15 protein-coding genes are annotated in these 23,688 nt (G+C 67.8%); 9 read left to right on the plus strand and 6 right to left on the minus strand.

Annotated features, from left to right (window positions below; all coding sequences use genetic code 11):
- Positions 1-24: 24 nt before the first annotated feature.
- Together F816_RS0106475 and F816_RS0106480 are read left to right on the plus strand one after the other, a co-directional pair.
- Complete coding sequence (locus tag F816_RS0106475; protein WP_026333163.1) at positions 25-1,188, plus strand: ATP-binding protein; 1,164 nt, start codon at positions 25-27, stop codon at positions 1,186-1,188.
- Between the two features lie 530 nt (positions 1,189-1,718).
- A complete protein-coding gene (locus tag F816_RS0106480; protein ID WP_026333164.1) occupies positions 1,719-2,273 on the plus strand; it encodes a sugar transferase in 555 nt (184 codons plus the stop codon).
- Positions 2,274-2,424: 151 nt separating this feature from the next.
- Here F816_RS0106480 and F816_RS0106485 read toward each other — a convergent pair whose 3' ends face one another.
- Both F816_RS0106485 and F816_RS0106490 read right to left on the minus strand, forming a co-directional pair.
- A complete protein-coding gene (locus F816_RS0106485) occupies positions 2,425-2,823 on the minus strand; it encodes a type II toxin-antitoxin system VapC family toxin (RefSeq protein WP_019594034.1) in 399 nt (132 codons plus the stop codon).
- The gene (locus F816_RS0106490) at positions 2,820-3,047 is read right to left on the minus strand and encodes a hypothetical protein (RefSeq protein WP_019594035.1); all 228 of its coding nucleotides are present in this window, start codon (positions 3,045-3,047) and stop codon (positions 2,820-2,822) included. Before F816_RS0106490 ends, F816_RS0106485 begins: the two co-directional genes overlap by 4 nt.
- Positions 3,048-3,648: 601 nt before the next feature.
- Here F816_RS0106490 and F816_RS0106495 point away from each other — a divergent pair.
- Complete coding sequence (locus F816_RS0106495; RefSeq protein ID WP_026333165.1) at positions 3,649-4,074, plus strand: restriction endonuclease; 426 nt, start codon at positions 3,649-3,651, stop codon at positions 4,072-4,074.
- 1,747 nt (positions 4,075-5,821) lie between these two features.
- Here F816_RS0106495 and F816_RS0106500 read toward each other — a convergent pair.
- Positions 5,822-6,028 (minus strand): hypothetical protein, encoded by a 207-nt coding sequence (locus F816_RS0106500; protein WP_018937789.1) that lies wholly within the window; start codon positions 6,026-6,028, stop codon positions 5,822-5,824.
- A 54-nt stretch (positions 6,029-6,082) separates the two neighbouring features.
- Positions 6,083-6,307: a hypothetical protein gene (locus F816_RS0106505; RefSeq protein WP_018169561.1), complete on the minus strand. Its 225-nt coding sequence runs from the start codon at positions 6,305-6,307 to the stop codon at positions 6,083-6,085.
- A 208-nt stretch (positions 6,308-6,515) separates the two neighbouring features.
- Between F816_RS0106505 and F816_RS0106510 the strand changes: the two genes are divergently transcribed.
- Positions 6,516-7,013 (plus strand): DUF302 domain-containing protein, encoded by a 498-nt coding sequence (locus tag F816_RS0106510; RefSeq protein WP_019594037.1) that lies wholly within the window; start codon positions 6,516-6,518, stop codon positions 7,011-7,013.
- A 309-nt stretch (positions 7,014-7,322) separates the two neighbouring features.
- Positions 7,323-10,655: an EAL domain-containing protein gene (locus F816_RS0106515; protein WP_026333166.1), complete on the plus strand. Its 3,333-nt coding sequence runs from the start codon at positions 7,323-7,325 to the stop codon at positions 10,653-10,655.
- 582 nt (positions 10,656-11,237) lie between these two features.
- Here the strand turns inward: F816_RS0106515 and F816_RS0106520 are convergent.
- Entirely contained in the window at positions 11,238-12,497 is a 1,260-nt protein-coding gene (locus F816_RS0106520; RefSeq protein ID WP_019594039.1) for a NupC/NupG family nucleoside CNT transporter, read from the minus strand.
- Between the two features lie 240 nt (positions 12,498-12,737).
- Here F816_RS0106520 and recC point away from each other — a divergent pair, with 240 nt between their 5' ends.
- The 3 genes from recC to recD are packed head-to-tail and all read left to right on the plus strand — an operon-like array spanning position 12,738 to position 22,035.
- Positions 12,738-16,238, plus strand: a complete 3,501-nt coding sequence (gene recC / locus F816_RS0106525; protein ID WP_038085520.1) for an exodeoxyribonuclease V subunit gamma — start codon at positions 12,738-12,740, stop codon at positions 16,236-16,238.
- Complete coding sequence (gene recB, locus F816_RS0106530) at positions 16,235-19,927, plus strand: exodeoxyribonuclease V subunit beta (protein WP_019594041.1); 3,693 nt, start codon at positions 16,235-16,237, stop codon at positions 19,925-19,927. Before recC ends, recB begins: the two co-directional genes overlap by 4 nt.
- A complete protein-coding gene (gene recD / locus F816_RS0106535) occupies positions 19,924-22,035 on the plus strand; it encodes an exodeoxyribonuclease V subunit alpha (protein WP_019594042.1) in 2,112 nt (703 codons plus the stop codon). Before recB ends, recD begins: the two co-directional genes overlap by 4 nt.
- Before the next feature lie 378 nt (positions 22,036-22,413).
- On the opposite strand, the gene F816_RS0106540 is transcribed toward recD, so the two are convergent.
- A complete protein-coding gene (locus tag F816_RS0106540; protein WP_019594043.1) occupies positions 22,414-23,061 on the minus strand; it encodes an ERCC4 domain-containing protein in 648 nt (215 codons plus the stop codon).
- Between the two features lie 221 nt (positions 23,062-23,282).
- Here F816_RS0106540 and F816_RS0106545 point away from each other — a divergent pair, with 221 nt between their 5' ends.
- Positions 23,283-23,654 carry a hypothetical protein gene (locus F816_RS0106545; RefSeq protein WP_019594044.1) on the plus strand — a complete coding sequence of 124 codons (372 nt, stop codon included), beginning with the start codon at positions 23,283-23,285 and terminating at the stop codon, positions 23,652-23,654.
- Positions 23,655-23,688: the final 34 nt, after the last annotated feature.

Consider the following 23,688-nt stretch of genomic DNA (forward strand, 5'->3'; position numbering starts at 1 on the left):
ATGGATTGGGTGTAGCGTGAGGGTATGATTCCTCGCGCTTCAGAGCCTTTGGTCCGCGAACTGTTACGGGGTTTCCCCATTGTGACCGTGACGGGGCCGCGACAGTCGGGCAAGACGACGCTGGCGCGCCAGGTGATGGCGGAGCGTCCGTATTGGTCATTGGAGGATCCGGATGTTCGTGCCTTGGCGGTGGATGACCCGCGGGGCTTCTTGGCGCGGTGCCCGGAGGGCGCAGTGCTGGACGAGGTGCAGCGTGCCCCGGAGTTGTTTTCCTACCTGCAGACGCATGTGGATGCGGACGGCGGTATGGGGCGTTTCTTGCTGACGGGATCTCAGCAGTTCGGTCTGATGTCTGGAGTCTCGCAGTCTCTGGCTGGGCGCTCGGCGTTCGTGGAACTGTTGCCGCTAAGCCACGCGGAATTGTGCGAGGCGGGTCAGGCGCCGGAAGAACTGGACTCGATGCTTTTTTCGGGCGGCTACCCCGCGCTTTATGATCGGCCGGTGTCGGCGCGCCATTGGTTTCCGGCGTATGTGACGGCCTATGTCGAGCGGGATGTGCGCCAGTTGCTCAAGGTCCAGGATCTGGACGCCTTTCAGCGGTTCGTGCGTTTGTGTGCCGGGCGTAGCGGTCAGTTATTGAATCTCTCGTCCCTCGCGGCGGATTGCGGCATTACGCATAACACGGCCAAGGCGTGGATCTCGGTGCTGGAGGCCAGCTATGTGCTGTTCCAGTTGCGTCCGCATCACGCGAATTTCAACAAGCGACTGATTCGGTCGCCCAAGCTCTATTTTCACGATACGGGACTCATGTGCTGGTTGCTGGGCATACAGGAGCCGGCACAGCTGGCGGCCCATCCGCTGCGGGGGCAGATCTTCGAGACGTTCGTGGTGAGCGAACTGCGCAAGGGGTTCTTGAATCGTGGTGAACTGCCGCTGTTCTACTTCTGGCGCGACAGTAATGGCAACGAGGTGGATTTGCTGATCGAGGCTGGTGGAGCCCTGATTCCGGTGGAGATCAAGGCGGGCCAGACGTTGAACCGGGATTTCTTTACCGGGTTGGAACGCTGGATGAGCCTGGCGGGCGATCGTGCCCGCGCCCCGACACTGATTTACGGGGGTGAAATGGAACAGGAACGTCGCGGTATCCGCGTGTTGGGGTGGTCACAATTAGGGCGCTTTGAAGTCTAGGGAAACACTGATCAATGAACGCGTTCGCGCTCGAGTCGCTTTTGCGTGCGAACAAGGCGCGGTGACTGCCGTGCAGTCATTCTGCACAAGGGAGCCGCAACGCTGTGCGCGCGCCCGTTTTCGTCAACAACGGGCGGCCGACCCCCTCCTTTCAATAACGTGCGGGGTTGGCACCCCAGGTTCCCCGATCCTGCGTTGCGCCGCTTACAGGTAGAACCACTACCTGTTGCACGACGCGCCTTGTCTCGGAAAACCTGGGGTACCAACGCGAACGCGTTCATTGATCAGTGTTTCCCTAGGTTCGACGGCTGAGGTGCCGTTGTCTGTGGAAGGCCAGCCCTCTGGCCGATAGGGTTTTGGCTTGCCGCCGCATCGGCGAGAGGGCTCGCCTCCCACAGGTCTATTCCGTCTTGTAGGAGCCTGCTTGCAGGCGAAGGTTTTGCTGGATCGGGCGCGGGCAGGGGCTTCGCCGGCGAGCCGGCTCCTACATGTGTTGATCGGATGATGGGTTTGAAGGGCGAGGGGGATTCTTGATTCGGGTTCTGGATGTGGTGTTATCAACGGTGGGGCTGGTGCTGGGTGCGCCGGTTCTGGCTGTGTTGTGGGTGATCGGCTGGTTTAGCACCGGGTCGCCGCTGTTTCGGCAGGAGCGGGTGGGGCGGTATCAGCGGGTATTTACGCTGGTGAAGTTCCGGACGATGCGGCCGGATACGGCGTCGGTGGCGACGCATTTGGCCGATGCGTCGGCGGTGACGCGTTTCGGGCGCTTCCTGCGTGGGACCAAGCTGGATGAGCTGCCGCAGCTGTGGAACGTGCTGAAGGGGGAGATGAGCCTGGTGGGGCCGCGACCCTGCCTGCCGAGTCAGGTTGAGCTGGTCGCGGCGCGCGAGGCGCGCGGGGTGTTTGCGGTGCGCCCAGGGATTACGGGGCTGGCCCAGGTGAACGGGGTGGATATGTCGGACCCGGAGCGTCTGGCGGAGATGGATGCCGAGATGATCGGTTCGCTGACGCTTCGGGACTATTTCCGGTATCTGGTGCTGACCGTTACAGGGAAGGGTTCCGGGGATCGGATTCGACCGTCGTAGTGGCGGATACCGGACTGTTCGATCGCTTGCTGTGGGAGCTCACCCTGTGAGCGATGGTGCTGGGGAGGCTGCATCGGACAGCCTCTGGCCGATTTTTTTCATGTGCTGGATCGTCCAGGGGGCTGGCCCTACAACGACGGTTTTATGGTGGTTAGGTGAACCAGTCGGTGAGGGGCAGATCCGCAACGCGCTGGAACTCGCTGGTGTTGTGCGTGACCAGGGTGGCGTTATGGGCGAGGGCCGTGGCGGCGATCAGGGTGTCCATGGGCCCGATGGGTATGCCTTGTTGTTCGAGCCGGGCGCGTATGCCGGCGGCTTGGCGGGCGGCCTCGCGGTCCAACGGGACTACGGTGATGACGTCGAGTAGCTCGCTGAGCTGCTGTTCGCGCTTCTGAGGCTCGCTGGACTTGGCGATACCGGTTTCGAGCTCGTAGACGACGATGGTGGGGATCAGGATGTCGCTGGGTGCCGTGGCCAACAGGTTTTCGGGGACTCGGCCCTGACCCTTGAAGAAATAGATCAGGGTGTTGGTGTCCAGGGCATATTTCACAGCGTTTCGCGGGGGCTGTCAGGCTGGGCGGCCCGTAGCTCTTCGGCGCTCGGAAAGTCGCTCCACTGGCCTGCTAGCGAGCGAATGTTGTCGGGCCATTGCGTGCGTGTGTTTTGTTCCACCAGCCGCGCGACGTACCGGCTGACGGGGATGCCGGCCGACTCGGCTGCGCGTTTGAGGCGTTTCTCGTGCTCGGCGTCGAGATAGATGGTGACCTGGCCCATGCGTTTATCCTTGAGGCGTATAAGTGAAAGTATAGGTTTTGATGCATTGTCTGGCCAATGGTTCTGCGAAACCGCAGATTCTCGTCACTTTCGGAGCGATAGAGTGAAGGTTGGGCCGCCTGCAAACGGTGGATGCGAATGTGGCGGCTGGCTCGGCTGTGGGAGGCCAGACTTCCGGGCGATAGGGGGTTGGCATGCGCCGCATCGGCCAGAGGGCTGGCCTCCCACAACGGGCGCGTCGGGGCGAGCCGTGTGTTTGGCCGCGTTCGGGGCGTGATGCCGGTCGTAGCGAAGTGGCAAGCCGGGATCTTTGGGCTGGGTGCTCGTTGTGGGAGATCCCGGATAACCGCTTCGCGGTTTCCGGGATGACGATGATGGGTTTGGTGCGGTTTCCGGGATGTCGCGAGCGGTGGTCGGCCGGAGCTTTCGGGGTGTCGCGGGGCGGTGGTCGGCTGTTGTGGGAGCCCACCCTGTGAGCGATGGTTTCGGGGTGGCGGCGTCGGCCAGAGGGCGGGCCTCCTACGGGTCGCGTTGCGAGTGTGTAGATTGATCCGGGTTGCTGTAGCGTTTGGGGTGTGGGCACTCCGGGAGGGCGATCAAGATGGACGATTGGACTGAGCGATTGGAACAAGTGGGGACTGCGGACCGCGTTCGGCTGGTGCAAGGATTGCTGCGCGCTATGGGGTATGTCGAGGTCGCGGTGCCGGAGGAGGATGCCCGCCAGTGGCTGGAGCGGGTGATGGTGCCTGCGGCGGGTGGCGAAGACCTGCCGCGGCTGGTGGTGGGTGTGGCGCGTGATCCGTCGACGGAAACGGATTTGGACCAGCTGGAGGCCTTTGCCAGCGGTCGGCGTGCCGGGGACCGTGGGATGTACGTGAGCCCCGGCGGATTTTCGGGCGAGGCGCGGGATCGTGCGGCGGACTTGTCCGTTCCGGTCATGCTGCTGGAGCCGGCGGACTTGGCCGAGCGGTTGCGCCAGCACTGGGGGGCGCTGGATCCGGATACGCAGGCGCTGTTGCAGGGCTGAGCGCCTATCGGGGGGCGGATCTTGTGCCGTAGGATTCAGTGTTGTTGGGCGCTCGCCGGTGGGTGCCTTGCCCCGGTGGCGGTTCAGACCCTGGACAACTAGAGGGTGCCCTGGCCCCGGGATTTCGGGGGAGCTTCACCCCCGCCGGAAAGCCACATTCCCATCCGTCGAGCTCCCGGCAAGCGCGGCCCAGGTAGCCGGCCGGGATCTCGTGCGTTGGGGGTGGCTCACACGGTGGAGATCCCGGCTCTTCGCTGCGCTGCGGCCGCGATGACGGGGTAGCGCTGCGGCTGGAGTGGACGGGCGAGGGGAGGTGGCAGCTTGAGTGCGTTGCGGGGGTTCGTTCCCAGTCAGGTTTGCGTGTTCTTCAGGGCCGGGGCTTGGCGTCTGCGATTCCGGGATGCCGGACCGGAGAAACTGCTAGGGTCAGTCGTGTGTGGGACCCTGACATGATGAGAATCTACCGCTGACCGGCCGATATCGACCGTTGACGGGTTTTTCTGCTGCGGGGCTGGAATCCTCTACTTGATGTGCTAGTTTTTGTCGCGGGGACACGGACGTTCCCGAAAGAGCCGCCCGGGCAAGGATGCTGGGGTGGCTCTTTCTCTTTCTGGGTGTGGTGAAGGTAGATCGGTTTTCGGACAGGTTGGCCTGCGACGGTTGGTTCTTCGGCAGCGCTTCGAGATCGTTGGGCATTGGGTGGATCCTGCGTTGGAGATCCCGGCTCTTCGCTGCGCTGCGGCCGGGATGACGGGGGAAGAAGGGTAGCGCTGCGGCCAGGGTGACGGGGTGGGGGCTGCGGCCGGGGCGACATTCTAGTGGCGGGGTTGCAGCCGGGTTGTCGGGTGGGGCGCTACGGTCGCAGGTAAAGGGCGGGTGCTTGGGGCGCCCGAGGAGATCGCCACGTCGCTTTGCTCCTCGCGATGGCGAGAGAGGCCCGCGCCGGAGTGACGCGGTGGAGATGCGACTTCGGGATGCCGGGTTCAGGCCTGGCGCTTTGGTGGGCTGACTGCGGGGGTTCGGGTGCCGCGGTGGGGCAGTACGGGCGGAAGAAGTGCGTTGGGTCGCGAATCACGGGCTGCGACGGGAGGCGAAATGACCGCTCAGAGGGGAAAATCGACCGCTGACGTATTTTCCTGGTGTGTGGATGGAATAATTTTGTCGCTGTGTTAATTTTCGGCGCGGGGGCAAGGATGCCTCCGAAAGAGCCGCCTGGGCATGGACGCCGAGACGGCTCTTTCTCTTTGTGGGGCTGGTAAAGAGCGAGGCTCTCTGGCTGGTGATCGGAGGGTGTGGTTCGGCGGCCCGTTGTTCTGTTTCCTCGCCGGGCACGCAGGCTCCGCGCGCACTTAGAGGCGGGCGGACGGGCACCGAGGGAGGGTGCGCGCGTGATACTTGCGGTGATGCCCGGAATGCGGGCCGCGGGCGGGTCCTCAGTGCGAAACCGGCCGTCGTTGGGTGGCAGGTGGGGATGGCTGGGGCCTTGGCGGGCGCGCATGTCTGCGTGTAATCGGCAATGCGCGGGCTTGTGACGCTTGCCGGGTTGATTGTTTGCTGGCGGGCCCCATAGGGAGCCACGGGCATGGGGGATGTGGTCTGGCGCGGGCGGGGCTTCGCGGCCAGGGCCGCTCCCACAGGGTCTGATCCTACAAGGGCCGTATCCGTTGGGGCGATGCAACGATGCGGTTGCCAGAGGGGGGGGCTCCGGCGAGAGGCCGCCCCACGGGGTTGTGGGGCGGCGCTTGGTTTAGTGGTCGGCGGGGGGCATGTATTCGTGGCGGATGTGGTCCGGTTGCTCCGGCAGTTGGATGCCGGCGTTTTCCAGGGCTTCGGTTAGCTCCTCGCATTCGTCGAGGTCGTCGGCGCGCTTCTTGAGCGTGGCCAGGGCGTCGGCGGCTTCCGCCTGGGGCATGGTGATGACGAGTTCCCCGTTTTCCGCTTTTTCCAGGTGCATGTGCTGCTCCTTCGTGTCTTGTGGTGAGTCGATGATGCCTTTGCGGCGGCGAGCTCAGTCCTCGATGGAGGGCTGCTTGGGGGCCTGCTCGTCGAAGGCATGCGGCGGCTGGCGGAATTCGTTTTCCAGCTCGTAGATGCCGTCTTGCAGTACGGAGCCCAGTGCCCGCGCCCCGTTGCTGATCTCGCCTTCGAGCTCGGTGATGTTTTCGGCGATGCCCTTCGCGGTCTTTTTGTCGATCTTCAGGGTGACCGTTCCGTCCTTCAGTGTGGCTTCCATGTCGATCTCCTGGTTGCGATGTTGGTGACGTCGGTTGTACCCGTGTAGAACGGGTCTGATTCGTGTCCGGTTGACCTGCATCAAGATAGCCGGGCCCGTTGGGCGCTATCCTTTCTAACCGTTGTGGCCTCCAACGTACCGAAGAGGCTGCCGATCACGAGCATTCCCGCTTCCCGGGAAAGGAGAAACCATGATGCATTCTAAAGTGATGACCATGCGCCACGGCCCGCGGTTCCTCGCACTGGTGGCGATGCTGCTGGCGCTGGCGTTTGTTGGTACGGCGCAGGCCGATAACCATGGCCACCAGCAGCCGCAGATGGTGAAGGTGACGCAGAGCCCGCATTCGTTCCCGGCGACCCTGGCCGCGTTCGAACGCGAGGCGTCCGAGGCCGGCTGGAGCATCCTGAACCGCAACAACATGGCCGGGACGCTGTCCGAGCGCGGTTTCACCATTGATCCGGTGGTGATCCTGGACGTGTGCAGCGGGCGCTACAGCGCGCAGATCCTGGAAAAGGATGCGTATCGGCCGGTTTCCGCCTTCATGCCCTGCCGGGTAAGCATTTATCAGGACAGCCAGGGCGACGTGTTCATCTCGCGGATGAACGTGCCGGATTTCCTGCCGATGATGCCGGAAGGCGTGGCCGAAGTGATGGAGAAGTCTTCCGACGAGATCGAGGCAATTATCGAGCGGGCCATCGCCGAGTAACGCAATCCGGTACAGTCCAGTATTGCAGACCGGGCGACAGGCTGGATTGGATCGGATGTTCCCGGTGCAGTGGGGCCCGCTTCGGCGGGTCCCTTGTCGTTGGGGCCGCGGCGATGACAGCCCGCCGGTTCCCCTGGAATGTGAAATGAACGCTTGAGTGGAGACGGGGTGCCCCCCGATGCAGATGCCGTTGGCATTGACGAGAAACGACGCGACTAGCAGTGATTCGGCCCGATGGGGCGCCGCGCCGGCCGGAAACGGGGCGCGGCGCTTTTTTGCGTCCGCGTCGAGCGCGTGCGGGCACCGCCGATGACGACCCGGCGTCCAGTGTCGCGGCGCTTCGCGGCCGGGTGGATTGCGGGCGCCTATGTCGTGCTGGGGCTGTTGTGGATTGCCCTGTCCGATGTGGCGCTGGCCTGGTGGGCGGGGGCGGATATCACGACCGCCCTGACACGGGTGAACCTGGGCAAGGGCTTTGGGTTCGTACTGGTCTCCGGGGGGCTGCTTTATCTCGCGATGCGCTGGTTGCCAGCCTTGCGCGACGAGGCGTCGGGTACGGGTGCGCGCGAGGAGCTGGCGCGGTTCGGCTACTGGCCCTGGCTGGTGCTGGCCGTGGCGGTGGCCGCCTCCACCACGGGCGTAGGGCTGGGCGCGTGGCACTTGCAGGGGGCTGCCGCCGAATCGCAGGCACGTGAGGATCTGCAACGCTCGGTTTTTTTGAAGGGCGGCGTGATCGACCAATGGCTGGCGGAGCGTACCGGCGACGCGATGGTTCTGGGCGAGGCGCGGGGCTTCAACCTGTTCGCGGTAACGGCCCTCGAACGGCGTTCGACGCTGGCGCTGGAGCAGGTGCTTGATCGTCTGGAGCTGATGCGCACGGCTTATGGTTACGACAGCGTGGCCCTGCTGGATGCGGATCGTCAGCCGGTGATCGAACTGGGCCGCAGTGCCCTCGACGAGGCCGCGATGGACGCGGTGCTGCGCGAGGTGCGCCGCAGTGGCGAGACCAGTGAGCCGATCCTGCACGCGGACCCGGACCGGCGCCCGCGGATCAGCTGGGCGGTGCCGGTGCGCGACCGAGCGGCGCCGCAGGATCCGGTGGTGGGACTGGTGCTGCTGTCATCGACGCTCGAGAACCTGCATCCGTTGCTGACCCTGACCGAGAATCGCAACGGCATGGATGCCCAGGCGCATATCGTGGTGCGCGAGGGTGACCAGCGCGCCATGATTGCCCGGATCACCGAGTCCGGAGGCCTGATTATCCCGGCGCCTGCGGCCTTCCCCCGGCTGCGCGAACGGGTCCTGGATCATCCCCGTACCGAGGTTGTGATCGAGCGCTTTGAGGATGGGGACAGTCCGTTCCTTGCCGGTGTACAGGGGCTGGCACCCGCGGGTTGGGACCTGGTGCTGAAGCGCGATCTCGACGCGCTTCAGGCGCTGCCAAGGCAGCAGGGGGCGTGGGCGGCCGGGGCCACGCTGTTCGTCTGGCTGGTCGTGCTCGGGGCGGGGGCGTTGCTGTGGCGGCAGCAGTGGTTGCGGCGCAACCTGGCCCTGGTGCGGGCTCACGCCGATCAAGATCGGCTGCTCGGGATCTTTTGCGATATGCCGTTTGTTGGCATGGCGATCTCCGGGCCGCGGGGGCAGGGCTGGGAGCGCGTGAATGCGTGCCTGGCCGACATGCTGGGTTATGCGCCGGACGAGCTGGCGGCGATGGACTGGGACCGCCTGGCCATACCCGAGGATCGTGGCTGCGAGGCGGCGCTGGACGCCGAGATGCGCCGCGGCGACCGTTCGGGTTATAGCGTGGTGAAGCGTCTGCTGCGCCGCGACGGGCGGGTGATGGTCGCGGATATCGACGTGAAGTGCAGCCGGACGCCGCAGGGCGAGCTGGACCGGGTGGTGGCGACGGTCGAGGACATCTCCGAACAGCGCGAACAGGAAGAGCGCCAGCGCCTGGCCTCGGTGGTGTTCGAAAACACCCGAGAAGGGGTGGTGATTACGGATGCCACCGCCCACATCCTGTCGGTGAACCGGGCCTTTACTCAGTTGATGGGATACACCCAGGACGAGGTGGTGGGGCACACGCCGAAGATGTTCCAGTCCGGGCGCCACGATCAGGCGTTCTACACCAACCTGTATCACGAGCTGCAGGTGAACGGTCACTGGCAGGGCGAGATCTGGAACCGACGCAAGAACGGCGAGATCTTCCCGGAGTTGCAGAGCATTACCGCGGTGCGCGACGAGCAGGGCCACCTTACACATTACGTATCGGTGTTCGCGGATATCTCGCGGCTCAAGGCGTCGGAGGCGGAGCTCGACTTCCTCGCGCATCACGATCCGCTGACCGAGCTGCCGAATCGCCGTTTGCTGCGCGCACGCCTGACACACGGCATCTCGTTGATGCGTCGGCGCCAGGGGCATCTGGCGCTGCTGTTCGTGGATATCGACCGCTTCAAGGACATCAACGACAGCCAGGGCCACGCTGCGGGCGACCGCTTGCTGAAGATCGTCGGTGAGCGCTTGCAGGTGGGGCGGCGCGGGACCGATACCGTTGCCCGCCTGGCGAGCGACGAGTTCGCGGTGCTGGTGGAGAACCTGGGGCATGTGGACGACGCCGCGCTGGTGGCGGAGAACATTATCCGCGAGGTGGGCTACCCCTGCGATCTCGGCAACGGCGTGGAGATGGAGATTGCCGCGACGGTTGGCATCGCGGTCTTCCCCGACCATGGGGTGGATGCCGACACGCTGCTGCAGCAGGCGAGTACCGCGCTGTCGCAGGCCAAGATGGACGGGCGCGGCAGCTATCGGTATTACTCCGACGAGTTCACCCGTGCGGCACGCGAGCGCATTGACCTGTCGGCGCGCCTGCGCCGCGCCATCGAGGCGGATGCGCTGGAGGTCCACTACCAGCCGCAGTACAACGTCGAGGACGGGCGTCTGCTGGGGGCGGAGGCGCTGTTGCGCTGGACCGATCCCGAGCTGGGTCCGATCTCGCCGGGGCGCTTTATCCCGCTGGCCGAGCAAACCGGCCTGATCGTGGAGCTGGGGGGCTGGGTGCTGCGCCGGGTGATCGAGCAGGGCCATCGCTGGCGCGCGGCGGGCTATCCGCCGATCCGCCTGGCGGTGAACGTCTCGGCGCTGCAGTTCCAGCGGGTGCCGATCGACCAGCAGGTGGGCCAGCTGCTGGAGGACTTCGAGTTCCCGGCGGATCAGCTGGAGCTGGAGATCACCGAGTCCGCGCTGATGGCGGACCCAAGCCGTGCCCGGCGCATCCTGATGCGCCTGCGTGAGCGCGGGGTGCACTTTGCGATCGACGACTTCGGCACCGGGTACTCCTCCATGGCGCAGCTCAAGCGTTTCCCGGTGGACACGCTCAAGATCGACAAGAGCTTCGTCGACGGCCTGGCCGAGGACGAAGCGGCCGGCAGCGCGGACGATCGCTCCATTGCTCGCTCCATCGTTGGCCTGGGCCATGGCCTTGGACTGACCGTGCTGGCGGAAGGCGTGGAGACCGCAGCCCAGCTCGCGGTTCTGCGCGAGCTGGGCTGTGACCACTATCAGGGGTTCTACGCCAGCCGCCCGGTGCCGGCGCTTGAGTTCGAGGCCTTGCTGACCAGCGCTCCGGGCACGCCTTCACCCTAGGGAGACGCTGATTTAATCGCGCGTTCGCGTTGGTGCCCCCTGTTTCCCGAGCCAAGGCGCGTCGCGCAGCGGGTAGTGGTTCTACCCGCAAGTGGCGCAACGCAGGATCGGGGAACAGGGGGCACCAACCCGACAAGTGATTGAAAGAGCGGGCTCGGCCGCTTTTGCGCGCGAACAGCGTTGCGGTTCCCTTGTGCAGAGTGACTGCACGGCAGTCACCACGCCTTGTTCGCACGCAAAAGCGACTCGAGCGCGAACGCGCGATTAAATCAGCGTCTCCCTAGGGAAACACTGATGAATGTACACGCTCGCGTTGGTGCCCCAGGTGTTCCGAGACCCGGCGCGTCGTGCGGCGGGTAGTGGTTCTACCCGCCCGTTGTTGATGGAAACGGGCGCGCGCACAGCGTTGCGGCTCCCTTGTGCAGAATGACTGCACGGCAGTCACCGCGCCTTGTTCGCACGCAAAAGCGACTCGAGCGCGAACGCGTTCATTGATCAGTGTTTCCCTAGGCGGTTCACCGCGGCATCCGGAGGATGTTGCAGCGGCCCGTCTGGCGAGCTCGTTGCGGGCCGAGGGTCGGGCTAGACCCCGGGCAGGTGCAGGATGCCGACCACGGCGCCGGTCATCAGCGTGGCCAGGGTGCCGGCCACGATGGCGCGGATGCCGAGGGCAACGATCTCGCTGCGTCGCTCCGGGACCAGTGCGCCCAGCCCGCCGATCAGGATGCCGAGACTGCCGAGGTTGGCGAACCCGCTGAGGGCGTAGATCAGGATCAGCTCGCTGCGCGCGGACAGGGCGTCGCGCGGCAGTTCGGCCAGATGCAGGAAGGCCACCATCTCGTTGAGGATGGTCTTCACCCCGAGCAGGGAGCCGGCGGTGACCGCCTCGTTCCAGGGGATGCCCATCAGCCAGGCCAGCGGCGCGAAGACCCACCCCAGCATGCGCTCCAGGCTGAGGGCCGCCCCGGCCACCTCCGGCAACGCGCCGAGCATGACGTTGACCAGCGCGACCAGCGCAATCACCACGATCAGCAGCGCGACGATCTGCAGCAGCAGTTCCAGCCCGCGCAGGGTGCCGCGGGTGATGGCATCCATCGAACTGCTGGCGGGCTCGGGTTCGGGCAGTAATTCGCCCGCGGTCGAGGGGGCGGTGGGCGGGATCATCACCGTGGCAACCAGCAGGGCGGCCGGGAGGCTGATCAGGGAGGCGACGATCAGGTGGCCCAGGGCATCGTCCAGCGCCGTGTTGATGATGGTGGCGTAGAGCACCAGCATGGTGCCGGCCAGGGTGGCCATGCCGACGGCCATCAGCGCGAACAGCTCGCTGCGGGTCATCTCCCGCAGATAGGGGCGGATCACCAGCGGGGATTCGACCATGCCAAGGAACACGTTGGACGCGGTGCCCACGCCCAGGGCGCCGCCGATCCCGAAGGCCCGCTGCAGTACTCGCGAGGCTCCGCGGATCAGCAGCGGCAGGATGCGCCAGTGAAACAGCAGCGCCGAGAGTGCGCTCAGGACCAGGATCAGCGGCAGGGCCTGAAAGGCGAGCACGAAGGTGCTGCCGTGGTCCTCGGTCGCAAATGGGGGTTCGTCCCCGCCGATGTAGCCGAAGACGAAGGTGGTCCCGGCCCGCGTCGCGTCGGTCAGGGCGATCACCGCCTCGTTGGCCCACAGGAACAAGTGCTGCATGCCCGGCACGTTCAGCAGCAGCGCGGCAATCCCGAATTGCAGGGCCAGGCCGGCCAGTACCGGCCGCCAGGGGAAAGACCGCCGGTGCTCGCTCAGCAGCCACGCGATCGCAATGAAGACCAGAAGGCCCAGGCCGGCTTGCAACTCGGTCACGAACAGTCTCCGACAAAAATGGCGGGCATAGCATACCCGGGGGCTGGGTTCGATGCGCGCGGCGGGTCGGCGGCGGACCGGGCGGGCCATGCCGGGTTGCGTGTCGGGCGCGACGTGGATCGTCGCCTGGGGATGGTAGGGTAGGCGCATCTGGACCACGCGGGCCTTGAGGCCTTGCGCGGCATTTCCTGAATGGATCAAGGAGCCGGGTTGGTGGAGTCGCGCGAGTTGCAGCCAGGGATGGTGGTGCTGCATGGCAATCACCTGGAATCGCTGCGCACGCTGGCGGTGGAGTGGATGCGCCGTGCGCCGCTCGGTCCGCTGGAGAACGAGACCATCCTGGTGCAGAGCAACGGCATGGCGCAGTGGCTGCGGCATGCCCTGGCCGCGCCGCTGGATGCCGACCCGCCGGGCTGCGGGATCGCGGCGGCGCTGGACATGCAACTGCCGTCGCGTTTCGTATGGTCCGCCTATCGCGCGGTCCTGGGGGCCGAGGCGGTTCCGCTGGAGTCCCCCTACGCCAAGCGCCCGCTGACCTGGCGCCTGATGCGCCTGCTGCCGGAGTGCCTGGCGCAGGAGGCCTTTGCGCCACTGCGTCAATTCCTGCAGGACGACGATCCGGGGCAGGGGGGCGACCTGCGCAAGCGTTTCCAGCTGGCCGAGCGCCTGGCGGACCTGTTCGATCAGTATCAGGTGTACCGCGCCGACTGGCTGACCGATTGGGCGGCCGGGCGCGACATCCTGCGCGACGCCCGCGGGCAGGAGCGCGAGCTGGCCCCAGGGCAGCGCTGGCAGGCCGAGCTGTGGCGCCTGCTGCAGGCGGATATCGGCGCGGCCCGCGAGGCGGTCAGTCGCTCGGCCGTGCATGCCCGCTACATGGATGCGGTGCGCGCGCTGGAGCAGCGCCCGGCGCGCCTGCCCCGGCGGATCATCGTGTTCGGCATCTCTTCGCTGCCGGGGCAGATTTTGGAGGCGCTGGAGGGCCTGGCGCGGTTCTGCCAGGTGCTGGTCTGCGTGCACAACCCCTGCGAGTACTACTGGGCCGACATCGTCGCCGACAAGGACCTGCTGCGCGCCACGCGCCGGCGCCAGGCGCGCAAGGCAGGCATGCCCGAGGTCCTCGACGAGGCGGAGTTGCACAACCATGCCCACCCGCTGCTGGCGGCCTGGGGCAAGCAGGGACGTGACTACATCGGGCTGCTGGACGAGCACGACGACCCCGAACACTACGGCCGGGTGCTGCGCACGCTGGACTGGGAGCGCGTGGACGTCTTCGAGCCGCACGGCACGCGCGGGCCGGAGGACTGCCTGTTGCACCAGCTGCAGGAGGACATCCGCGAGCTGCGCCCGCTCGCGGAGACCCGGGAGACCTGGCCTGCGGTGGCTGCGGAGGATCACTCCATCCAGTTCCACGTGGCGCACAGCCCGCTGCGCGAGGTGGAGCTGCTGCACGACCGGCTGCTGGATCATTTCGAGCGCGACTCGTCACTTCGCCCGCGCGACGTGATCGTGATGGTCCCGGACATCGACCAGTACGCCCCGCATATCGAGGCGGTGTTCGGTCAACCGGAGACCGACGACCCGCGGTTTATCCCATACACCCTGTCCGATCAGGGCCCGCGCGGACGGGATCCGGTGCTGATCGCACTGGAGCAGTTGTTGTCGCTGCCGGAGAGCCGGATGGGCGTCAGCGAGTTGCTGGACCTGCTGGATGTTCCGGCGGTGCGGCGGCGCTTTGGCATCGAGGAGGACGACCTGGGACAGCTCCACCGCTGGGCCGAAGGGTCCGGTGTGCGCTGGGGGCTGGATGCCGCGCAGCGTGCGGGTCTTGGCCTTCCGGAGGGGCTGGAGCAGAACACCTGGCGCTTCGGCCTGCGGCGGATGCTGCTCGGCTACGCGATGGGCGACCAGGGCCCGTGGCAGGGCCTGGAGCCCTTTGATGAGATCGGTGGGCTGAGTGCCGCGCTGCTGGGGCCGATGGACGCGTTGATCACCGCCCTGGAGGATGCCTGGGCATGGCTGCGCCAGGCGCATGCGCCGGCAGACTGGGCCACGCATCTGGGTGGGCTGCTGGAGCAGTTCCTTGCGGCCGAGACCGATGCCGAACTGTTCACCCTGGAGCAGCTGGGCGAGGCCCTGGATCAATGGCGCGAGGACTGCGCGGCGGCCGGCCTGGAAGAGGCGTTGCCGCTGGCGGTGGTGCGCGAGCAGTGGCTGGCCAGCCAGGACGATTCCGGGGTGGGCCAGCGCTTCCTGGCCGGACAGGTGAATTTCTGCACCCTGATGCCGATGCGCGCGATCCCGTTCCAGGTGGTCTGCCTGCTGGGCATGAACGACGGCGACTACCCGCGCAGCCCGACCCCGGTGGACTTTGACCTGATGGCGAACGACTACCGCCCGGGCGATCGTTCGCGGCGCGAGGACGACCGCTACCTGTTTCTGGAGGCGCTGCTCTCCGCCCGGCGCCAGCTGCATGTGAGCTGGGTGGGGCGGCATGTGCGCGACAACGAGCCGCGCCCGCCGTCGGTGCTGGTGGGCCAGCTGCGTGATCACCTGGCGGCGGGCTGGGGGCTTGTCGAGGCCGACGGGCCGGAGGCCGGCCTGGCCCTGGTGGAGCACCTGACCACCTGGCATCCGTTGCAGCCGTTCTCGCCGGTGAACTTCCCGGCAACGGACGCCGCCGGCGATCGGCACTTTACCTACGCGCGGGAGTGGGAGGCGGTGCACGACACGGCGCCGGCCGCTGTGGCAGATGCCGCTGCTGGCGCCCCCGCGGCGGTTCCGTTGCTGGAGGCCGAGCGCGAGCCGCGCGCCCTGGGGCCGGAGGCACTGACGCGCTTTCTGCGCTTCCCGGTGGAGGCCTTCTTCCGCCATCGTCTGGGGGTGTTCTTCGACGAGGAGGAAGAGGCCGGCGACGACCTGGAACCCTTTGGCCTGGCCGGGCTGGAGCAGTGGCAGGTGCGTCAGCAGCTGGTCGCGGCGGCACTCGAGACCACCGACGAGGCGGAGGCCTGGCCGAGCATCCTGGAGGCGGAGTCGGCCCGGCTGCAGCGCGCGGGTCGCCTGCCGCTGGGGGCGGCGGGCGAGCTGGAGCGCGGCGCGATGGTGGAGGAGGCCGCGCGGCTACTGGAGCGGATCGGCGAGCGCTATGCGCTGTACCCCGAGTCGTTGCCGGCCGCGCGGCCCCTGCGTCTGGAACACAAGCACTGGGGCCTGGAGGCCGTGCCACCCGCCCTGCGCAGCGATGGGCAGGCGCGAATGTGCCTCGACTACACCGCAAGCCGCATCGGCGATGGCAAGAAGTGGCGCTTCGACAAGCTGATGGCGCCCTGGGTAATGCATCTGCTGGCGAACGCCGGGGCGGGCGGTGTGGGCTCCGAACTGGTTGGACTGGACAAGCGCCTGGAGCTCCCGGGGCTGGAGCCGGGGCTGGCCGAGGAATTGCTGGGGACGCTGCTGGAGGCCTGGGCGGCCGGCCAGGAGCGGCCGCTGCCGCTGGCCTGTGGTGCGGCCTTTGCCTGGCTCGCGGCGGAGGAGGGATCGAGGGATCCGTATGACGAGGCGCTGAAGACCCTGCGCGGGAATGACTTCGCCGCCGGCGAATGGTCGCGCAGCCCGGCGCTGGCGCGTGCCTGGCCCGACCCCGAGACCCTGCTGGACGACCCGGACTTTGCCTTTTGGCGCGACCGGATCTACCGGCCGGTGTTTTTCGTGGTGAATCAGGCGGAGGATCCGGCATGAGCGCGACCGCCCACAAGCTGGATCTGCTGGGGCTGCCCCTGCACGGCAGCCGCCTGATCGAGGCGAGTGCCGGCACCGGCAAGACCTACACCATCGCCGCGCTGTATCTGCGCCTGGTGCTGGGGCACGGCGAGCTGCCCGAGGGCACTGATGCCCTGACGCCGCCGCAGATCCTGGTGATGACCTTTACCGACGCGGCGACCCAGGAGCTGCGCGAGCGCATCCGCGACGCGCTAGCGATCGCCGCGCGCGTGTTCCGCGCGCAGGACCCGGACGCGGTGCCGGGCGTCCAGGACATCCACAAGCAGTTGCGCAGCGAATACGCCGAGGCGGAGCGCCCGGGTGCCGCGCGCCGGCTGGAGCTGGCGGCGGAGTGGATGGACGAGGCCGCGGTCTCCACCATCCACGGCTGGTGCTATCGCATGCTGCGCGAGCATGCCTTCGACAGCGGGAGCCTGTTCACCCAGGACCTGGCGAGTGACCAGCAGGAGTTGCTGGCGGACGCGGCGCGCGACTACTGGCGCCGCTTTGTCTACCCACAGCCGCCGGCGCCGCTCGCGCTGCTGCGCAACGCCTTCGGTGCCGATCCCGACACGCTGTTGCAGAAGATCCGGCCGCTGGTTGGGCATCTCCCGCCCAGCGCGGCGGATGCCGAACTGGAAACGCCGGAAGGGTTGACGGCCGCCCTGGGCCAGCGGCTGGCGCGGCTGGAGGCGATGAAGCGGCCCTGGCGCGAGGCGTTCGCGGCGGTGGCCGAGCAGTTCGAGACGCTGCGCAACTCGGTTCTGAACAAGCAGAAGTACAGCAACCCGGAGAAGTTGCTGGGGGCGATGCGCGACTGGGCGGCGGACCCCGGCGCACTGCGACCCGTCGGGGTCTCCGGCGACTCGCCCCTGGAGCGTTTCAGCGCGGCCGGGATGCAGGCGCGGCTGAAGGCGGGGCAGGCGCTGCCGGACGATCTGCATCCGGCCTTCGCGGCGCTGGACGATCATGCCGAGGTCTGTGTGGACGACCGCGAGCGCCTGTTGCAGGCGGCCGCGCGGCAGGTGGACGCGCGGTTTCGCCAGGCACAGCGTCAACGCGCGCAGATGGGTTTCAACGACCTGCTGACCCGGCTGCGCGACGCCCTGGACGGACCCGGTGGCGAACACCTGGCCGCGACCCTGCGCGCCCAGTTCCCGGTGGCGCTGGTCGACGAGTTCCAGGATACCGATCCGGTGCAGTATCGGATCTTCCACCGCGTCTACCGCATCGACGAGAACCCGCGCGATCTGGGCGTGCTGCTGATCGGCGACCCCAAGCAGTCGATCTATCGCTTTCGCGGAGCGGATATCCACACCTATCTCGCCGCGCGCGCGGCGACCGCCGGGCGGCATTACACGCTGGAGCGAAACTTCCGGTCGACCGATGCCCTGGTGCAGGGCGTGAACCGGCTGTTTCAGCATGCCGAGGGCTGGCAGGACGGGGCCTTCCTGTTCCGCTCGGGCATGGAGAACCCCTTGCCGTTTCTGCCGGTGGACGCGAACGGCCGCTCGGAGGCCTTCGAGAACGATGGACAGGCGATGCCGGCCGTCACGCTGTGGTGCTTTGATCCGGGCGAGCCGGTGCCCAAGGGCGCCTATCGCGAGCGCATGGCGCAGGCCTGCGCCAGCCATATGGTGGAATTGCTCAACGGTGGTATGGCCGGTCGCTGTGGCTTCCGCAAAGGTGAGGAATTGACCGGGGTACGCCCGCGCGACATGGCGGTGCTGGTGCGCGGGCGTGGCGAGGCGGATGCGATCCGTGCCGAGCTGCGCCGGCGCGGGGTGCGCAGTGTGTACCTGTCCGATCGCGAGTCGGTGTATGTGACCGCCGAGGCGGGCGACCTGCTGCGCTGGTTGCGAGCCTGCGCAGAGCCGACCAGTGAACGCCTGCTGCGCGCGGCGCTGGCGACCGCGACCCTGGGGCAGTCGCTGGCCGAACTGCATCGGCTGACGCTGGACGAGCTGGCGTGGGAGGTACGCGTCGAGCAGTTCCGCGACTATCGGCGGCTGTGGCAGTCGCGCGGGGTGCTGCCGATGCTGCGCCGCCTGCTGCATGACTTCGAAGTCCCGCGCCGGCTGCGTGCCACGGCCGAGGGCGAGCGTGCCCTGACCAACCTGCTGCATCTGAGCGAGCTGTTGCAGCAGGCGGCCGCCGAGCTGGATGGCGAGCAGGCGCTGATCCGGCACTTGACGGAGCATCGCGGCGGCGAAGGCGAGACCGGGGAGGAGCAGGTCCTGCGTCTGGAGAGCGACGAGGACCTGGTCAAGGTGGTTACGCTGCACAAGTCCAAGGGGCTGGAGTATCCGCTGGTGTTCCTGCCGTTCGTCTGTAATTTCCGTCAGACGGATACGGCCAAGGACGTGCCCTACCGCGACCACCCGCCGCAGGGTGGGGCGCGCTGGGTATTCCGCATGGACGGCGAGGTGTTCGAGCGCGCCGAGCGCGAGCGCCTGGCCGAGGATCTCCGCCTGCTGTATGTCGGCATCACCCGCGCGCGGCATGCCTGCTGGCTGGGGATTGCGCCGATCGTCTCCGGAAACAGCAAGACCAATCACTTCGACCGCACCGCGGCCGGGTATCTGCTGGCCGGACCCGCGGGGGTGCAGGACGGCGGGTTGGAGGCCGCGCTGCGGGATGCAGCCGGCGACGCATCGGCGATTCATGTGGGCCCCCTGCCGGAGGCGAGCGCGGTGGCCGCGCAGATGGGCCGTGCCACGACCGCGACGGGGCCGGCCCGGGTGCCGCCGAGGCGCCGCTTCGAGCGCTGGTGGGTGGCCAGCTACAGTGCGATTGCCGCGCATGACGAGGGGGTCGCGCCGGTGGCCCCCGACTCGGCGCGCGAGGATGTGCTGCGCGAGGGGGTGGCGGATGCGAGTCGGCCGCCGCTGGAGGCGCCGGAGCCCGAGTCGCGCGCGGCCAGTGGGCTGCATGCCTTCCCGCGCGGGCCTGGGCCCGGCACCTTCCTCCACGGGCTGCTGGAGTGGGCGGCGGAGCAGGGCCTCGCTGCGCAGGAGGCAGATCCCGAACGGATGGCGCAGGAGATCGCGACACGCTGCGAGCGGCGGGGCTGGAGCGAGTGGTCGGAGACGGTCGCGGACTGGATGCAGCAGTTGCTTGCGGTCGCCTTCCCGCTGGAGGACGGCGAACATTTCAGTCTGGGCGGCCTCGCCACCTATCAGCCCGAGCTGGAGTTCCTGTACCCGACGCACAACCTGCAGGCGGGCGAGCTGGATCAGGGGGTCCGTGCGCAGATCCTACCCGGACAACCGCGCCCGCCGCTGGGGAACGTGACCCTGAACGGGATGCTGAAGGGATTCGTCGATCTGGTCTTCGAGCACGGCGGGCGCTATTACGTGGCGGACTACAAGTCCAACTGGCTGGGGGCCTCGGCCCAGGCGTACACACCGGAGCGCCTGCAGGCGGCGGTGCTGGAACACCGCTACGACCTGCAGCTGGTGCTCTATACCCTGGCGCTGCATCGCCAGCTGGCCGCACGCCTGCCGGGCTACGACTATGACCGGCACATGGGCGGCGGGGTGTACCTGTTCCTGCGTGGCGTGGATGCGCCGGGGCACGGAGTGTTCCATCACTGCCCGCCGCGTGCACTGATTGAATGGCTGGATCACCGGATGGCGGCCGGTCCGGACCGGGAGGCGACGGTATGAGCACGGTGATGCCCACGGGACCCCTGGCCTCGGCGGAGGCCGTGCTCGACCTATTGCGCGGGTGGGAGGAGGCCGGCTGGCTGCGCGGCGTCGACCGGGCGCTGGTGCGCTTCCTGCACGAGCAGGCCCCGGCGGCGTCGCCGCTGGCCCTGCTGCTGGCGGCGCTGGCCAGCCATCAGGTCGGACGCGGCCATGTCTGTCTGGAATTGGACGCATTGCTGCAGGCCCCCGACGCCACGCTGGCCCTGCCGCCGGAGGGCGAGCCGGCTTCGCGGCCGCCGCCGCGACCCTCGTCGGTACTGCAGGGGGTATCCGTTGCGCAGGTGGCGGAGGCCCTCCAGGACGGTGGCCTGGCCGGACCGGGCGAATTGGGTGGAACGCCGCTGGTGTACACCGGGGAGCAGGTCTATCTGCGCCGCTACTGGGAGAGCGAGCGCCGCATCGGCCAAGCCATCCGTGCGCGCCTGGCGGACCGCGAGGCCTGGCAAGGTGCGCTGGACGAGCAGGCGGCGCGGGACTGGCTGGATCATCTGTTCGGACCGCCGGCGGAGGCTGCCACCGATCCGGACTGGCAACGCCTGGCCTGTGCCCTGGCGGCCGGTTCGGGCTTCAGTGTGATTACTGGCGGGCCGGGGACCGGCAAGACCACCACCGTGCTGCGACTGCTCGCGTTGTTGCAGGGGTTGCAGGGTCCGGACGACCCGCTGCGCATCCGCCTGGCGGCGCCGACTGGCAAGGCGGCGGCGCGCCTGAATGCCTCGGTCAGCGGGGCGCTGGATCGCCTGGGGCTGGACCAGCTGCCCGATGGAGATGCGCTGCGCCGGGACCTGCCGGCCGAGGTGGTGACGGTGCACCGCCTGCTCGGGGCGCGCCCGGATACCCGACACTTCCGCCACGGGGCGCGCAACCCGCTGGCGGTGGATGTGCTGGTGGTGGACGAGGCCTCGATGATCGATCTGGAGCTGATGGCGAGCCTGGTCGAGGCCGTGCCCCGCACGGCGCGCCTGATCCTTCTGGGGGATCGCGATCAGCTCGCCTCGGTGGAGGCCGGCGCGGTGCTGGGCGAGCTGTGCCATCGCGCCGGGGGCGGGCACTACACGCCGTCGACCGCGCAGTGGCTGGAGGCCGTGACCGGGATGGCCGTACCGGCGGCCATGCAGGATGCGGCCGGTCAGGCGCTGGACCAGCACATCGTGATGCTGCGCGAGAGTCATCGCTTCGGCGCGGACAGCGGGATCGGGCGGCTGGCCGCGGCAGTGAACACGGGAGCGGCATGGAATGGGCCGGACGGGGACGATGCCGTCCGGCAAATGGTACTCGCGGGGCCCGAGGACCCGGCACTGGTGGATCTCGCGGTGGACGGGCGCGCGGACACGCCGGAGGGCGAGGCGGTGGGTTATGCGGGCTATCTCGAGGGCCTGCGCGCGGCGCGGCCGGCCCCGGCGGCCCCGCGCGCGGCCTGGGAGGACTGGGCGCGCGACGTGCTGGCGGCCCACGGGCGGTTCCAGCTCCTGTGCGCGGTGCGCCGCGGCCCGTGGGGGCTGGAGACGCTGAACCGGCGCGTCGCCGCGGCCTTGCAGGCGCGCGGAATGATCGAGGGGGACGCGGGACGGATGGACGCGCACGGGCCCGGCGGACAATGGGTCGAGGGGCGCCCGGTGATCGTCACGCGCAATGACTACGCGCTGGGGCTGATCAACGGCGATATCGGCATTGCCCTGGCCGTCCCGGCCTGGCTGGCGCGGGGCGAGCCGGAGGCGGACTCGGATGCCACCAAGGGCGAAGACTCGGTGCTGCGGGTGGCGTTCCTGGCCGCCGGGGACGGCGGGCGCGTGCGCTGGGTGCTGCCCAACCGCCTGGAGGCCATCGAGACCGCGTTTGCCCTGACGGTGCACAAGGCCCAGGGCTCGGAGTTCGAGCACGTGGCCCTGGTGCTGCCGGACGCGGACAGCCCGATCCTGACCCGCGAGTTGGCTTACACGGCGATCACCCGCGCCAGCCGCTGGTTCAGCCTGCTGGAGCCGCGCGCGGGCACGCTGGTCGCGGCCAGCCAGCGCCAGATCCGCCGCAGCGGCGGCCTGCGCCGGTGGCTGGGGAACGCGTCGTAGAGCGTCGTAGGGTGCGTTGAGCATCGCGAAACGCACCGTTCACAGGGCAGTGCGAGCCCCTTGATGCGATTCGCTGCGCTCATCGCATCCTACGTCCTCTGTCGGGACTTGTTGCATCTGTAGGATGCGATGAGCCTTGCGAATTGCATCACCTCGCCAATCGTCCGCTGTCCAGGTCCGGCTTTGGCGGGGGCTTCGCGGGCGAGCCCGCTCCTACAGGGGTTTGGTTCCTGCGATGTCCAGCTTTGCCCCAGGATCGTCATCCCGGCTCTTCGCTGCGCTGCGGCCGGGATGACGGGGTGGCCGGGCCGCATTGCAGGGTTGGAGGGGGCGTCCGGCGGTCGGGGTGATCGCCCAAAGGGCTGGGTTCCTACAGTGTCAGGTGGTGCGGCTGCCGTAGGTGACGACGGATTCGATGCGTTGGGCGCGTTCTGCGTCGAGGCCGTCGGTCTGGGCGAGGGTGGCCGCATCGGCGTTGATGATGTCGCGCACGCTGCCGATGTCGCGCAGCAGATCGCGGGCCTGGTCGGCCTCGACGCCGGGCAGGCCGCTGACGATGAATTCGGCGGCCTTGCGCCGGGTGTCGGGTTTGGTTGGGCGGTCGGACGGGTCCGGCTCGATCTGTGCGTTCAGCCCCAGAAGGTAGATCAGCATGCCGCTGTTGTCGGCATCGGAGCTGGGCAGGACGCTGATCCCGAGGGCGATCGTCAGGTGGGCCAGGGCGCGGTGGATGTCCAGCGCCTGCTGGTGAAAACGAGGCTCGTAGAGGTCCCCCTCCACGATGTAGACGACCTGCTGGTAGTTGGCCTTCAGCTTGGCGGCGTTTTCCCACAGACTCTTGTCGACGACGCTGAGAACCATATCGGTGGCGGACTTGCGCTCGACTACGACGCCGTTGGGTAGCAGGTAGTCGCCGACGTCGAGGTCGGTGAATTCCAGCTCCACTCCCTCCAGGCGTTCGATACGCTGGATGATCTTGCCCTGTTCGCGGCGGTCTGCACGGATCGGCAGGTGAACGTTTTCCATGGGGGCTCCGGTTGGTTAACTGCGTGCGGATGTATTCGTGTCACCTTAGGCCGACCCGCGAGGTGCTCCAAATGGCCGGATGCCGGGCGGGGCGAGCGCGGTGTGTGCGGGCGGGCGTGCGCGCGTGTCGCACATGGCCTACAGTCGGGGGGCGTGTTCGGCGGATGGCAATCGCGGGCATGCATGGAGAAAACAAAAAAATAGAAAAGGATGGAGTGCATATGTCGATTCAGATAGCAGTGGTGGGACTGGGCCGGGTGGGCGGCCGCTTCCTCGAGATGTTGCTGGAGTCCGGGCTGCCCGGGATGACGATCTGCGCGGCCTCGGAGCAGGGCGAGACCGAGGGGCGCCGGCTGGCCGAGGCGAAGGGGATCCCGCTGGAGTCGGTTGCGGATCTCGTGGCGCGCGGGGATCAGGTCGATGTGATCTTTGATCTGACCGGGGAACCGCAGGTCCGCCAGGAGCTGCGCGAGGGGATGCAGAACAGCGGGAATCGCCATACCGTGGTGGCGCCCGAGGTGATGGCGCACCTGACGTGGTCGATGCTGACCCGCGAGGCCCCGCCGGACGTGCACGGCAGTACGGGGTACTGATCCAACGCCGCGCCGCCGGGTTCGATGGCGGCGC

Source organism: Thioalkalivibrio sp. ALM2T (genome assembly GCF_000381505.1).
Classification (GTDB): Bacteria; Pseudomonadota; Gammaproteobacteria; order Ectothiorhodospirales; family Ectothiorhodospiraceae; genus Thioalkalivibrio; species Thioalkalivibrio versutus.

What these genes read in the sequence shown, in the direction of transcription:
- F816_RS0106505 (WP_018169561.1), bottom strand. Translation starts at nt 6,307, where the DNA reads ATGGAAGCCACACTGAAGGACGGAACGGTCACCCTGAAGATCGACAAA.
- F816_RS0106510 (WP_019594037.1), top strand. Translation starts at nt 6,516, where the DNA reads ATGACCATGCGCCACGGCCCGCGGTTCCTCGCACTGGTGGCGATGCTG.
- F816_RS0106475 (WP_026333163.1), top strand. Translation starts at nt 25, where the DNA reads ATGATTCCTCGCGCTTCAGAGCCTTTGGTCCGCGAACTGTTACGGGGT.
- recD (WP_019594042.1), top strand. Translation starts at nt 19,924, where the DNA reads ATGAGCACGGTGATGCCCACGGGACCCCTGGCCTCGGCGGAGGCCGTG.
- F816_RS0106515 (WP_026333166.1), top strand. Translation starts at nt 7,323, where the DNA reads ATGACGACCCGGCGTCCAGTGTCGCGGCGCTTCGCGGCCGGGTGGATT.
- recB (WP_019594041.1), top strand. Translation starts at nt 16,235, where the DNA reads ATGAGCGCGACCGCCCACAAGCTGGATCTGCTGGGGCTGCCCCTGCAC.
- F816_RS0106495 (WP_026333165.1), top strand. Translation starts at nt 3,649, where the DNA reads ATGGACGATTGGACTGAGCGATTGGAACAAGTGGGGACTGCGGACCGC.
- F816_RS0106545 (WP_019594044.1), top strand. Translation starts at nt 23,283, where the DNA reads ATGTCGATTCAGATAGCAGTGGTGGGACTGGGCCGGGTGGGCGGCCGC.
- F816_RS0106490 (WP_019594035.1), bottom strand. Translation starts at nt 3,047, where the DNA reads ATGGGCCAGGTCACCATCTATCTCGACGCCGAGCACGAGAAACGCCTC.
- F816_RS0106540 (WP_019594043.1), bottom strand. Translation starts at nt 23,061, where the DNA reads ATGGAAAACGTTCACCTGCCGATCCGTGCAGACCGCCGCGAACAGGGC.
- recC (WP_038085520.1), top strand. Translation starts at nt 12,738, where the DNA reads ATGGTGGTGCTGCATGGCAATCACCTGGAATCGCTGCGCACGCTGGCG.
- F816_RS0106500 (WP_018937789.1), bottom strand. Translation starts at nt 6,028, where the DNA reads ATGCACCTGGAAAAAGCGGAAAACGGGGAACTCGTCATCACCATGCCC.